The sequence below is a fragment of the Streptomyces sp. NPDC002499 genome, from assembly GCF_053595415.1.
Genome location: NZ_JBSFXO010000001.1, coordinates 194,671 through 208,590, shown reverse-complemented (window position 1 = coordinate 208,590; position 13,920 = coordinate 194,671). Strand labels below are relative to the sequence as shown.

9 protein-coding genes are annotated in these 13,920 nt (G+C 68.2%); 4 read left to right on the top strand and 5 right to left on the bottom strand.

The genetic code is table 11. From position 1 onward, the window contains the following. Position 1: 1 nt before the first annotated feature. Both ACWD5F_RS00965 and ACWD5F_RS00960 read right to left on the bottom strand, forming a co-directional pair. Positions 2-700 (bottom strand): TetR/AcrR family transcriptional regulator, encoded by a 699-nt coding sequence (locus ACWD5F_RS00965; protein ID WP_451249800.1) that lies wholly within the window; start codon positions 698-700, stop codon positions 2-4. A gap of 166 nt (positions 701-866) precedes the next feature. Beyond that, a complete protein-coding gene (locus tag ACWD5F_RS00960) occupies positions 867-2,129 on the bottom strand; it encodes a glycosyl hydrolase family 8 (protein ID WP_451249798.1) in 1,263 nt (420 codons plus the stop codon). A gap of 208 nt (positions 2,130-2,337) precedes the next feature. Here ACWD5F_RS00960 and ACWD5F_RS00955 point away from each other — a divergent pair, with 208 nt between their 5' ends. Then, entirely contained in the window at positions 2,338-2,595 is a 258-nt protein-coding gene (locus tag ACWD5F_RS00955) for a hypothetical protein (RefSeq protein WP_451249796.1), read from the top strand. Positions 2,596-2,606: 11 nt separating this feature from the next. On the opposite strand, the gene ACWD5F_RS00950 is transcribed toward ACWD5F_RS00955, so the two are convergent. After that, positions 2,607-3,347, bottom strand: a complete 741-nt coding sequence (locus ACWD5F_RS00950) for an SDR family oxidoreductase (protein WP_451249794.1) — start codon at positions 3,345-3,347, stop codon at positions 2,607-2,609. Positions 3,348-3,519: 172 nt separating this feature from the next. Here ACWD5F_RS00950 and ACWD5F_RS00945 point away from each other — a divergent pair, with 172 nt between their 5' ends. Continuing rightward, a complete protein-coding gene (locus tag ACWD5F_RS00945) occupies positions 3,520-4,371 on the top strand; it encodes a helix-turn-helix transcriptional regulator (protein WP_451249792.1) in 852 nt (283 codons plus the stop codon). A gap of 194 nt (positions 4,372-4,565) precedes the next feature. Continuing rightward, positions 4,566-6,932 (top strand): glycosyl hydrolase family 95 catalytic domain-containing protein, encoded by a 2,367-nt coding sequence (locus ACWD5F_RS00940; RefSeq protein ID WP_451249790.1) that lies wholly within the window; start codon positions 4,566-4,568, stop codon positions 6,930-6,932. A gap of 95 nt (positions 6,933-7,027) precedes the next feature. Here the strand turns inward: ACWD5F_RS00940 and ACWD5F_RS00935 are convergent, their stop codons facing one another. Then, positions 7,028-8,044, bottom strand: coding sequence for a CHRD domain-containing protein (locus tag ACWD5F_RS00935; protein WP_451249788.1), 1,017 nt, complete (start codon positions 8,042-8,044; stop codon positions 7,028-7,030). 319 nt (positions 8,045-8,363) lie between these two features. Between ACWD5F_RS00935 and ACWD5F_RS00930 the strand changes: the two genes are divergently transcribed. Next, positions 8,364-9,686 (top strand): DEAD/DEAH box helicase, encoded by a 1,323-nt coding sequence (locus tag ACWD5F_RS00930; protein WP_451249787.1) that lies wholly within the window; start codon positions 8,364-8,366, stop codon positions 9,684-9,686. Positions 9,687-9,733: 47 nt separating this feature from the next. Here the strand turns inward: ACWD5F_RS00930 and ACWD5F_RS00925 are convergent, their stop codons facing one another. After that, on the bottom strand, positions 9,734-13,807 hold the full coding sequence (locus ACWD5F_RS00925; protein ID WP_451249785.1) for a beta-galactosidase: 4,074 nt from the start codon (positions 13,805-13,807) through the stop codon (positions 9,734-9,736). Positions 13,808-13,920: the final 113 nt, after the last annotated feature.

Below are 13,920 nucleotides of genomic sequence, written 5' to 3'. Positions count from 1 at the left end.
GTCAACTGCTCCGGCCGGGTCCCGCCAGGTGCGCCAGCCACTGCTTGAGCAGGGCGGACTCGGCGGGGGTGAAGGGCTGGGGTGTGAACTCGTCCGCCGAGGCCAGCAGCGTGGTGGCGGCCGCCTGTCGCGCGTCGTGCGTGGCGGTGTCCGCTGCCAGGTCGAGCAGGATGTCCCGGTGGATCGCGTCGCGGACCATGACGGAGAGGCTCAGGTCCGGGTACAGGGCGGGACGCGTGATCAGGGCGAGGGCGACGCCGGTATTGGCCGACATGACCATGCGAGCGGCCACGTCCGACGCCACGCGCAGGCGGCCCTGCTGAGCGAGCCGGTCGAGGACCCCGCGCAGGATGCGCATGGCCTCCGTCGCGGCCTCGGGCTGCTCGCCCAGGGCCGACGAGAACATCAGCTTGTAGGCGTTGGGGTGGGCCAGCGCGAACGCGGTGTGGCTGTCCCATCCCGCCCGCAGGTCCTGGAGCGGGTCCGGGGACTTCTCGGCGGCCCGCTTGCTGCCCAGGTACTGGTCCCACACGTAGTCGACCGTGGCCGTGAGCAGTCCGTTCTTGTCGCCGAACAGCCGGTACAGCACCGGCTGCTGGACGCCCGCGGCCTCGCTGATCGCGCGGGTCGACACATCGCCGCCGGGGGACTGTGCGAGCAGCTCCGCCGCCGCTTCGATTAGCGCTGATCTCGTATCCATGCAATCGACGATAACAGGTGTTGTTATCGATGGCAACAGATATCTGTTATCGCCGATTCAGGCGAGCGTAGCGCTGATGCGGGCGGACGTGACGGCGCCCGTATCCCGATGTGGTCAGGGATACGGGCGCCGTGTCCTGCGGGCCGGGCGTCGAGGCCCGTACCGGTTAGGGGAGCCAGTGGTTCCCGGTGATGGCGATCATCACCTGGAGCTGGATGCTGGATCCGTAGTAGCTGGAGGAGTCGAGGGGCACGAAGTTCAGCTTGTTCCACAGGGCGTCCAGCCACGCCTGGCTGCCCGTGTCGGTAGCCGCCGCGACCGCGAACGGAGCGATGAAGGCGACCGACTCGCCGGACTCCGCGACCGAACCGGTGAGCTTGTAGCCCGACGCGATCTTGTTGGGATCGCCGCCGGTGGTCTGCTTGATCCAGGTGTTCATCTTCCGCACCGAGGCGAGGGACTTGGAGTCCCCGGTGGTCAGCGCGTCCACGCCGAGCCGCCACGGGTCACGGCAGGCGTTCCAGGAGTACGCGCCGTCGAGGGACGACTCCAGGACCTTCCCAGGGGCGGGCTTCGGGGTGGAGGTGTTCGTGTTGACGGCGAAGTCCGGGAGCAGGCCGGTCGAGGACGCGTACTTGGTCTGCAAGGTGTCGATGAGCTTCTGGTGGGCCGCGAGGATCTGGTCCCAGGTCGCGTCACCGGTCGCCTTGCGGAAGGCCTTGAAGTGGCCGGGCAGCCAGTCCGAACTGCGGCTGATGGTGTCGTAGTTGCCGTCGGACCAGTCCCCGAGGTTCATCAGTTTGGTGCCGGAGACCACCTCGCTCGCCTTGATGGCGTTGATCCTGCGCACGGCGAGCTGCTTGTAGTTGTACGTCCCCGTGCTGCCCCACTGCTTGTCGGCGAGCAGCAGCGAGTACGCGATCTCCAGGTCTCCGTCGGTGGCCGAGTCCGAGCCGTTGACGCTCTTGCAGCTGGAGTTCTGTTCGGCGGCGTGGAGGTCGGGGTTGTTGACCGACGGATGGTCGAGGACGTACTTCAGGACCCGGTCGTAGGAGTCCTTGGCCGCTGTGTCGGCGCCGGCCATCGTGGCGAGGATCGTCAGGCCGTAGCCCTGACCCTCGGCGACGTAGGGGTGGTCGGCGTCGGTGGAGGCGATGGCCGACCAGCCGTTTCCGCACTTCGAGGTGACGAACGCGGCCTTCCACTTCTTGTAGTAGTCGACCACCTTCGCGTCGTTGGCGGCCTGGTTCCCCGACACCTTGATGGTGTTCGGGGCGTACGGGAAGGTGTGGCTGCCGAACGGGATGTTGGCGTTGACGGCAGCGCTGTCGGCGGAGGCCGGGAAGGCTCCGCCGAACCCGGCGATGAGACCACTGGCAAGGGTGGCCGCGCACAGGGCGGCCCAAGTCCTGCTTCGTGTGGGGGACATGACACGAGATCGTGCGGTGTCGCGGAGGTGACCGTCAATAGATTTGTTAGGAAACTTTACTTCCGATTCTGTGGATCACCCTGAAGGCCCGTCATGACAGTTGTCATAGACAGTCGTGACGTCAGTGCCTCGTACTGCCCGCGCCGACGGGCCGGCACGCGATCGGCACCCACACCCTGCGGCTGGTGGACCGGTCCCGGCGCGATCCATGGGTACCGTCCAAGCTCGTACCGACTACGAGCCGCTGCTCCCGCAGGCAGCGGCACGGATCGGGGCGACACCCGAGCTGGTCGCCGCCTTCATCGGCTCGCTGGACTGGCGCCGCTCGCTCGCCGTGCAGCGCGAGGTCCTGCTCGCCTTCTTCGACCTGCACCTGCGCGACCGCCCCGCGCCCCTCCTGGACGGGCCCACTCCGGGGTATCCGGAGCTGGTCTTCCGGAAGGAGAGGGGCGCGGGGAGCCGGTAGGCGGCGGATCGTCAGACGGCGGCGTCGAGAACCGAGCGGATCACGAGTTCGCCGACGTCGACCTGCTCGGGCTGGTTCACGGCGTAGACGATGGCATCGGAGATGGCGACCGTGGGCAGCGCGAGCTTGTCCGCCATTCCCTGGACCCACGCCATGGTGCCGGGGTCGCCACCCTGGATCAGCTCCGACTGCACGAAGGAGGGGCTGACGACGGTCACGCGGACATCGCTGTTCTCCTTGCGGATGCCCTCCGAAATGGCCCGCACCGCGTACTTGGTCGCGCTGTAGACGGCCGTGGTGGGCGACACCTCGTGCCCCAGCGTGGACGAGATGTTGACGAAGTGACCGGAGCCCTGGGCCTTCATCAGAGGCAGCGCCGCCGCGATGCCGTGCAGCACGCCGCGTACGTTGACATCGATCATCCGGTCCCAGTCGTCCGTGCGCCCCATGGTCAGGGGCGACAACGGCATGACACCGGCGTTGTTGACCAGGACGTCGATCCGCCCATGGCGCTCGTGGGCCGTGCGAACAAAGGCCTGCACGCTGTCGAGGCTCGTGACGTCGAGCTCGGAGTAGTCGGCGGAGCCGCCGGCGGCCTTGATGCTGTCGGTGATCTCGGCAAGGCGGTCGACCCGGCGGGCACCGAGCACGACGTGGTGCCCGCCGGAGGCGAGGGCCCTTGCGGTGGCCTCGCCGATGCCACTGCTGGCTCCGGTCACCAGGACGATCTTCGACGTTGAGGTGGTGGTCATGTGATGCTCCGGTTTCTCTTGATGGCTGACGAGTCATGGCTGACGAGCAGCAATATCGAGATTGGCACCGTGAGAGCGGCGAAAAGGCGTCGGCGGAGGCCCAGCCGAACATAGGTCCAGCTGGGCCACGATCGACTCCGAGACCACACCGTGGTGGGCACACAATGGGTGTATGGACCAGAACACCGAGCTGGGGGACTTCCTCCGTTCTCGCCGGGCACGCCTGACTCCCGAGGCGGTCGGAGTGGGGACGAGCGGCCGGGGCCGCCGGGTGCCGGGTCTGCGCCGCGAAGAGGTGGCCCGTCTGGCCGACGTGAGCACCGACTACTACACCCGGCTGGAACAGGGGCGGCATCCCCGTGTCTCCGAGAGCGTGCTGGACGGCGTGGCCCGCGCCCTGCGCCTGGGCCCGGTCGAGCGCGACTACCTCTTCCACATCGCGCGTCCGCGGGTCATCCACCCTTCGCGTGAACGCACACGCCCGGAGCGGGTGCGGCCGGAGGTCCATCAGATGCTGGAGGTGCTGGGCGGCGTCTCACCGGCCTTCGTCGTCAACCACCGCCTGGACGTGCTGGCCTCGAACCACCTGGTCCGGGCCCTCATCACGGACTTCGACGCGCTGCCGACCCGGGAGCGCAACTTCGCGCGCTTCGTGCTCTTCTCTCCCGCGGCGAAGGAGTTGTACGACGACTGGGATGCGATCGCGCGGATCATCGTGGCCAACCTCCGGCTGTCCTCGGGGCACCATCCCGACGACACCCGGCTCAACGAACTGATCGGCGAGGCATGCGTCAAAGTGCCGGAGTTCAACGGCTGGTGGGCGGGTCACCACCTGGACGACTGCAGCCACGGAACCCAGCTGCTCCACCATGCCGTGGTCGGGGACCTGACCGTGCACCACGAAGCGCTGAACTTCTCGTCCGACCCGGACCACACCATGTGTCTGTACACCGCGGAACCCGGCTCCTCCTCCGCCCAGACCCTGGCGCTGCTCGCCAGTTGGAGTGTGCCCGCGACCCGGTGAGCTCGGAGCCGTCCGGTCGATCAACGGTGCCTATTCATCCGACAAGTGGCCCGAAATCTTCGGGTATGCCCTCTTAGGGGACCATGAGCCTGCTTCAAAGGTCGGATCTTTTGCGTGCATGCCCATTGCCTAGCTCCTCGGCGTCTCACTAATTTACGAATTAATCTCGAACGACTCGCCCGAGGAGACCCGCAGTGCGCCCTTCCTCCCGCCGTGACTTCCTTCGTCTGACCGGTGTCGCCGGGGGTGGTCTCGCCGCCTTCGGCGGCCTGCCCCCGTTCGTGGCGCACGCCGACCCCGATCGCCCTGCTCACGCGAACATCGTTCCGGAGAGCGAGGCCACCACCCTCTGGTACCGGAAGCCGGCCGACGAGTCGCGCATCATCCAGGAGGCGCTTCCCGTGGGCAACGGCAGGATGGGCGCCCTGGTCGGCTGTGACCCCGCGGACGACTTCGTCTACATCACGGATGGTTCCTTCTGGACGGGCGGGCGCAACGACACCCCCACCAGCGACGGACAACTTCCCTACGGCGCCGATGACTTCGGCAGTTTCGGGCTGCTGGCCAAACTCCGGGTCACGCTGCCGGGCCACACCGCGCAGGAGACCAGCGGATACAGACGCAGTCTCGACCTGAGCAACGGCGTGGTGTCGGCGACCTATCAGCACCGCGGAGCCCGTTTCCGCCGGGAGATCTACGCCAGTCACCCGGACGACGTGATCGTGGTGCGACTCACCGGAAGTGGCACCCACACCGGTGTGATCTCGCTGGAAGGCACGCACGGTGAGGACACCTCGGCGGACGGGAGACAGCTCTCGTTCGCCGCGACTCTCAAGAACGGCCTGCGGTACGCGGCTTCGGTCACCGCAGTGAGCAGCACGGGAACCATCAAGGCGGAGAACGGAAAGCTGTCCTTCTCCGGGTGCCGCGAACTCCTGATAGCCGTCTGCGCGGGTACCGACTACTCACCCGACGCGGGCAAGGACTTCCGGGACGCGTCCATGGTCCCGCTCACCGTGGCCCGTACGAAGACCGCCGCCGCGGCGAAGGTCTCCGGCGCCGCGCTGCTCGCCACTCACGTGGCCGACTATCGGCGCCTCTACGACCGCTTCACGATCGATCTCGGCAGATCCTCGGCGGTGCAGCGGTCGTTGGACTCGTGGTCGCGCATCGCCGTCAGATACACCGACGCGTCCACCCCTGACCCGGAGTTGGAGGCCGCCTACGTCCAATACGGCCGCTACCTGACCATCACCGGGTCCAGGGACTGGTTGCCCATGAATCTCCAGGGGCTGTGGATCCACAACAACAACCCTGACTGGTACGCGGATTACCACACCGACATCAACGTGCAGATGAACTACTGGCTGGCCGACCCCGGGGGACTGGGAGACAGCGCACACGCTCTCGCTCGTTACTGCCGGTCCCAGTTGCCGGTCTGGACCGATGTGACCGGGCGGCTCTACAACAACCCCGACAACCGCTTCCGCAACAGCACGGGCAAAGTGGCCGGTTGGGCCATCGCCTTCTCCACCAACATCTACGGCGGCAGCGGCTGGGCCTGGCACCCCTCGGGCAATGCCTGGCTCTGCGCCACACTGTGGCGCCACTACGAGTACTCCCAGGACCGCGAGTACCTGGAGACGATCTACCCGGTGCTGAAGGGAGCGGCCGAGTTCTGGAAAGCGCGGCTGATCACCACCAAGGTGACCGATGCGGACGGTTCGTCGCGCGACGTCCTGATCGACGACACCTCCTGGTCGCCGGAGCACGGACCGGACGGCAAGGGAAACACCTACGCACAGGAACTCGCGTGGGAACTCTTCCGGGAATTCGCCGTCGCGGCCCGCGTTCTGAAGCGCGACGCGGACCTGGCCGCCGAGTTGGAAGCGATGCAGGCCAAGCTCTACCTTCCCCGGGTCAGTCCGAAAACCGGCTGGCTCGAGGAGTGGATGAGTCCCGACAACCTCGGTGAGACCACACACCGCCACCTGTCGCCCCTCATCGGATTCTTCCCCGGCGACCGGATATCCGTCGACACCAGTCCGCGCGAACTGGTGGACGGCGTACGCGCCTTGCTCACGGCCAGAGGAATGGACAGCTTCGGCTGGGCCTGCGCCTGGCGGTCACTGTGCTGGTCGCGGCTCAAGGACGCCGACAAGGCCTATCAGCTCTATCTCACCGTGCTGCGCCCTTCGATGAACAACGGCAACGGGACGTCGGCGAACTGGTTCGACATGTACAGCCAGGGCAGCTACACGATCTTCCAGATCGACGCCAACCTCGGTGGCTCTGCCGCCGCACTGGAGATGATTCTCTACTCGAAGCCGGGAGTCATCGAACTGCTTCCGGCGCTCCCGAAAGCCTGGGCTGCGAAGGGGTCCGTCACAGGGATCGGCGCCCGCGGCGGATTCACGGTCGACTTCTCCTGGAAAGACGGCAAGGCAACCGCAGTGACCGTCCGAAGCGTCGGAGGAACGGAGACGGAGCTCCGCGCCGGGAAGGTCCGCAAGAAGATCTCCCTCAAGCCGGGGGCATCCGTGAAGGTCAACCTCCAGTGAGGTGTGCAGCGCCTGTTCTCTGAAACACGCGGCGATGCGAGTCCGCGGGGACTCGCATCGCCTGGTCGTGCTCGGGCGCGACCGTTCGGGCGGCGTTACTTGGTGGCGAGGAAGAGGTAGTCGGCGGTGTACGGGACACGGGCGGTGGGGTGGGTGGCCGGGTTGCAGGTGCCGGCCGGCGCGACACCGCCGACGGTGTTGAGGCGCAGGACCGACGTGGTCTTGGACAGGAGTCCCTCACTCTTGCCGGTCTGCTGTGCGCGGAGCAGGAGTTGGGGGATGTTGCCCGTGCCGTTGTCGAACTTGTTGACAACGCTGCCGGTCACCGACGAGCCGTCGGGCGCGATCCACTGCGGGGGACCGGCCGGACCGTGCTTGGCGAAGCTGTGCTGGATGTCGCCCTGGAGGGTGGCGTCGACGTTGTCCTGGGTGAAGGCGTAGGAGCCGTCCTCCTGCTTGGTGCAGGCGTAGATCTGGGCCCCCTTGACCACGCCGGCCAGCGCCGAGTGCCGGATGGCGTTCGGCAGGGAGACGGCACCCGGCAGCGCGACGGCCTGTCCGCGGACCGCGCCGCCGGGGAACTCGGCGGTGTGCAGGTTGAAGTAGAACTGCTCCGGGTGGGCCTTGATCGTGCGCAGCAGGTCGGCGTCCTCGACCTTCACGCTGCCGAACACGAACGGCGTGCCGCCCTTGAGCTTCTCCATGAAGAACGGGATCTTCACGTCACCGTTGGTGCCCCGCACACCCTGGTGGAGGTGGGCCATCGTGGGGGTCCCGGTGCCGGTCCACGCGAACGCGAAGGACACCTCGTCGCCCTGGACACGCATGAGGGCCACCGCGCTGCCGTCCTTGTCACCCACCGCAGGCTTGCCCTTGACGGGCACCTCGTTGTCACCGGTGAGGATCGAGGTGAAGTACGTCGCCCCCGGCTTGTTCTCGGAGTAGCGGCCGAGGGCACCCGCCGCCTGCGTGGCACCCCCGTGCTGCGTCGCTCCGGCCGCCGGATGCGAGACGTTGGCGTTGGCCGCGCCGTCCTCGCCGTTGCAGGCGGTCAGGAGCAGGGTGCCGGTGATGGCGGTCGCGGCGATGGTCCCGAATCGCTTGAACATCATGGTTCTCGTTCTCCCCGTGATTGCCGATCCGCGGCTGTCCCGCGGTCGTTCCTCCTCCATCACGGGCCCCCTGAGGCGATCCCTCAGCACATGACACTCCTGAGACATCCCTGAGAAGAGACGGGATCACTGCGGACACGATCTTGACATTACGACGCACACCGACCGGCGCGTGCGGTGCGCACCGTCCGCCGGTCCGAGCGGCGGGCGTCCCGAGTGGCCGCTGGTAAAATGGCAGCACGCTTCGACGCCGCCGGGGCCCGTACCGAGGGGTACGGGCCCCGGCGCGTTGAGGGCATCAGACCGAGGAAGGTTCTCCATGAACGCGCAGCCGCCCGTCGCTTCCTTCGCCACGCTCGGGCTGCCGCCCGAGCTGGTCGAGAAGATGACCGGCCTCGGAGTGACGGAGCCCTTCCCGATCCAGTCGGCGACCCTGCCCGACGCGCTGGCCGGCCGGGACGTGCTCGGCCGGGCGCGGACCGGTTCCGGCAAGACGCTGGCTTTCGGGCTTGCGCTGCTCGTACGGACCGCGGGCCGCCGAGCGGAGTCGAAGCGGCCGCTCGCACTGGTCCTGGTGCCCACTCGGGAGCTCGCCCAGCAGGTCAGCGACGCGCTGGCGCCGTACGCGCAGACGTTGGGCGTACGGCTGGCCACGGTCGTCGGCGGCCTGTCGATCAACCGGCAGACGGCGCAGCTGAAGGCCGGCGTCGAGGTGGTCATCGCGACGCCGGGGCGGCTGACCGACCTCGTGTCGCGCCGGGACTGCCTCCTCAACCACGTGCGGATCACGGTGCTGGACGAGGCGGACCAGATGTGCGACCTGGGCTTCCTGCCGCAGGTCTCGGACCTCCTGGACCAGATCCCCGCCGACGGGCAGCGGCTCCTGTTCTCGGCCACGCTCGACCGCGACGTCGACCGGCTGGTGCAGGACCATCTCCACGACCCCGTCGTCGCGTCGGTCGACCGGGCGGCGGGCTCGGTCACGACGATGGAACACCACGTGCTGAACATCCACGCCGCCGACAAGTACGCGACCGCGACCGAGATCGCCGCTCGGGACGGCCGGGTCCTGATGTTCCTGGACACCAAGGCCGGAGTGGACCAGTTCACCCGCCACCTGCGGGCCAGCGGCGTACGGGCGTCCGCCCTGCACAGCGGTAAGTCGCAGCCGCAACGCACGCACACGCTCGGCCAGTTCAAGGACGGCGAGATCACCGTGCTGGTGGCCACCAACGTCGCCGCGCGGGGCATCCACATCGACGCGCTCGACCTCGTCGTCAACGTCGACCCGCCGGCCGACGGCAAGGACTACCTGCACCGGGCCGGGCGCACGGCGCGCGCCGGGGAGTCCGGGCGGGTGGTCACCCTGGTCACCCCCAACCAGCGCCGCGATGTGAACCGGATGATGTCCGAGGCCGGCATCCGCCCGACCACCACCCAGGTGCGCTCCGGCGAGGCGAAGCTGACCGCCCTCACCGGCGCCAAACGCCCGCCGACCGAGACGAAGACCAGCGGCGGCAACGCCCCCTTCCGCGGCATGGGCACCCGCCCCGGCCGTCCCGCCAAGGAGACCCGCAAAGCCGCCGAGGCCCGCAAGACCGCGGAAGCCCGCGCGGCGGCGCGGGTCCGCAAGGGCCGCTGATCCCACGGGGGCGCCGAAGCCACGACGTGGCGGTCGCCCCCGCCTCGTCAGCCGCAGGTCAGCGTCGGCTTCGCCCAGTCACCGTGATCGTTGCCGTTCCCGTCGCCCGCGTCACCGACCTTGAGGTCGATCACCTGGGCGCCGCTGACGTCCACGTCGATCGGTACGGCCGCCTGCTTGCCCCGGACCGTCGGTGTCGTGACCAAGGTCCTGCCGTCGGCGATCACGGAGAACGTCACCGTTCCCGCACCACCCGTCTCGTCGTCGACGCCGACGTCCGCCGTCAACCTCGAGCATTTCCCGGCGAGATAGAGCTCGACGTCGCTGACCGAGTTGGTACCCAGGCCCTTGGCGTAGCCGACGCCGGCGATGGTGATCGGGCGACCGTCCCCGGCCGCTTGTTCGCCGACGCTGCTGTCGCGCTCCACCGGGCCCCAACCGTTGGTGGACGACAGGAACGGCAGGTCGCTCACTGAGCTGTCGCCGGTCGGTGGGGCCGGTGGGATTCCGCGGACGATGCGTTCGTCGCCGCCGGTGGCTTGGTGTCCGTTCTGGCGATAGCGCGCCGTGGCGGTGAGGGGCGTGGCGGATGGCAGCGTCCCGGACGGTGGCTGGACCTTCCAGGTGAAGGTGGCCGATGCGCCGGGTCGCACGCGCTTGACCGACGTGGGGCTCGTGGCAGTCACGGTCCAGCCGTCGGGCGCGGAGAGTTCGGCCGAGAGCCGGGTGACGGACGGTCGGTCCTTCGGCACCTCCACCGTCGTGCGCGCCGTGAACGTCTGCTCCGGCTGGGCGGTGTCCGGCGCGTCCAGGGTGACGTCCGCTCCCGGACGCTTCGGCATCGCGTACGTCCGAGGGTCGTAGCGGGGGCTGTCGTTCTGGGCGACGCGCAGGGAGGAGGCGTAACTGCCGTAGTCGGTGAGCGAGACCTTGCCCAGTCCGCCGGTGCTGCCGTCCAGGTTCCAGACGGCGATGGCGATGCTGTTGTGCCCGTTCGGATCGAGGATGCCGTTGGGGACCGGGAACGTGTGCTGTGGGCCGAGGTAGTTGACGTAGTTGCCGACCTGCCAGCCGTTCACGAAGATCGTGGCGCGGTACTTGCGGGACGGGTCGTCGGTGAAGGTCAGCCCGAGCGAGGTGTCCTGGCCGTGCGGCAGATCCAGCTTGGCGTCGGTGCGGTACCAGGAAACCCCGGGACGGGTGTCGGTCGTCGGCAGGGAGACCCGGTTCCAGTTGCCGTCCGGGTAGCCGGGCAGGGACCAGCCGGCCCGTTCGCCGTACAGACCGCCCGTCGAGAGCGGGCCGCGCACCGTGTCCTGCAAGTCCTCGCCGCCCCGCACGCCCTGCACCCGCCAGGTGACCGAGGTCAGCGGCGCCCCGACGAGGGAGGCACTGGTCAGTCCGCGCGCGGTCTTGTTGCCGTTGGTGGAGTTGTAGTCCTCCTCGTGGCCCATGTTCACGGTGAGCACGGAGACGATGTTGTCGCCCTTGGACTTCACGGCACCGGCAGCGAAGGTGAAGTCGCCCCCGCCTGTGGTGGAGCTGCCCAGGAACGTGCCGTTGAGCCAGACGGAGAACGCCTGCGCGTTGCCGCCCGAGTCCGAGACCAGGTGGACGCCGGTCTCTTTGCCACTGGCGCGGAAGCGGCCGCGGTACCAGGTGTTGCCGGTGTGGAAGCCGTAGTCGTCGGCGTAGAGCACGGGGAGGGAGTTGACGTCGGAGACGCTGTTGGTGGTCGTCCTGTCGGCCACCTGCCAGGTGGAGTCGTCGAAACCGGGGGCCGCTTCGGGGGATTCCTCGGCGTGCTTCCAGTTCGTCAGCGTCGGCAGGTGGATCGGGGCGGCCACCGCGATGGTGCCGGTCAGGCTCCCCGTGCCGGTCGCCTTGGTGCCCAACGTCCGGCCGTTCCAGGTGACATGGGCCGCCGAGGTGAACACCTCGATGTTCTTGTCGTCGGCGTTGTCCCCGGTGAGCGCCACGGTGTGGCCGCCGTCCTTGCTGTCCGCCGTCCGCAGCAGATGGGTGCCGCGCACGAGCACCGGGCCGGACGCGGTGTCCTGACGCCAGAAGGTCTTCGCCGTGGTCTTGTCGCCGACGAGCAGGAGCAGCGGGCGCTTCCCGCCGCCGCTGATGCTGATGCGTACGAGGCCCTTGTGCGCGTAGTTGAGCCGCAGGTCGCCGGTGGCGGCGTCCCAAGTGGTCGTGACCGTGCCGCCGGTGGCCGTCACGGTGGGCTTGGCGGCGTAGCGCAACACGGTCTCGCCGTCGCTGCCCTCGTCGCCGTAGAGCACGGCGATGTCGCGGTCGCCGATCGTCGCGTCGGTCATGAGCTCGGAGGTCGAGTACTGCAACTGCGCGTCCCCGAGCCGGTAGTTCGCCAGGATCACGTGCGAGTCGCGTCCGTCGAGCGTGATCGCGGTGCCGGGCTGCTGCGGCACGACCGGATAGGTCGGCTCCGTGGCGGAGTCGCCCGTCGGTACGTCGATGGCGTCGATGGCCACGTAGTTGTCCGTGGACCCCGAGCTGTGGCTTCCGCTGACGACGATCTTCAGCGTGTGCGCGCCGGGCGTCAGGCCGGTCTTCTGGAAGAGCACCGCCTGGTTCTCGCTGCCGGAGTCGTCGACCGTCGCCACCTTGTCGCCGTCGAGGTAGACGTCGGCATAGCCGTGGTTGTTCGTCTTCGAGCCGATCCAACGGATCGCGGTGCCGTCGAAGGGGACGGTGACCGAGTCGCCGGCCTTGTTGGAGAACGACTCCGTGTGCTTGTAATCGCCGCCCGTGTAGCTCGTATCGGCCACATGTGACCACGAACCGGCGTACTGCAACGCCGAGTCGGGGTCGTCCCAGGTGTAGGTGGTGTCCGAGGCCGGCTGGGCGTTGAAGTCCAGCGAGATGTGGGTCTGGTCGACTGCCGTGGACGTGGAGTTCCCATGGCGCAGGACATGGAACTGCGTCTTGGTGTCGGGGTTCATCCGTGCGGTGTCGACCACCGCCGAGTTGTCCGGCGGGGTGGCCCTGATCGCCTCGGTCTTGGTCAGCGGGGCGACCGACTGCGTGAAGTAGCCGATCAGCTTGTCCTCGTCGTACTTCGGATCGAACTGGCGGGTCTCGCGGATCGCGGCCCCGTAGTCGTACGACGTGTAGTTCTGGGGCATGCCCAGCCAGCCCCAGTTGGTGCCGCCGTAGGTCATGTAGAAACTCTGCGCGGTCGCGCCGACGGCGATGTTCTGCTTGTAGAAGACGTTGGCGAACTTGTCGTTGATCAGCTCGGCGCACTTGTCGTAGCCAGGTCCGCCCCAGGGGTCGAAAGCGCCGCCCTGGAACTCCGGTGAGTACAGCGGCTTTCCGGCGGGGTGGTCGTAGCTGATGTCGGGGACGCCGTTCCACTTCGCGGGGTTGGAGCAGTCGAACCCCTGCGGGTAGGAGTCCGGGCCGTCGACGTCCAGGGCGCCGGTGCCGGAGTTGAAGGTGCCGTTGTTGTTGCCGGTCAGCGGGACCGTGATGCCGTCGGCGCGGGCCTTGTCCTCCAGGTGCTGCATGTACGAGCGGCCGGCGGCCGAGCCGTTGTAGTACTCGTTCTCGACCTGATAGGCGATCACCGACCCGGTGCCGTTGGTGAGTTGGTGGCGGGCGATGATCCGGTCGATCTGCGTCAGCCACTCGTCCGCGTACTTCAGGAACCGCGGGTCGTCACTGCGGTTGTTCTCCGCCTTGGTCGTCAGCCAGCCGGGCAGGCCCCCGCTGTCGACCTCCGCGTTGATGTACGGCGCCGGGCGCGCGACGACGTAGAGGCCGGCCTCCTCGGCCATGTCGAGCAGCTTTTCGACGTCCCGCACCCCGGTGAAGTCGTACACCCCCGGCTTGGGCGAGTGGTAACCCCAATCGAAGTACAGCGAGGTCGAGTTGAAGCCGGCGGCCTTCATCTTCTGGAAGATGTCGCGCCACAGGTCCTGGCTCGGGAGCCGGAAGTAGTGGAACTCGCCGGACCACAGATAGGTGCGCCTGCCGTCGACGAGGAACGAGTAACCGTCGAGGGTCACCTTGTGCGCCGGCGCGCTCGCGGCAGGCGGTGGTGCGGGTTGCCGTGTGCCTGTGTCGCCGGCCGCGGCGGGCGCGGTCATGCCCGCCGCCAAGGCGATGGTCGCGGCAGCGGCCAGGGCTGCCCTCCACCACCGGCGGCCGGGTCTCGCAGCTTCCGATCCGTTCCCATGACTCCGCACTGCGGCCTCCATAG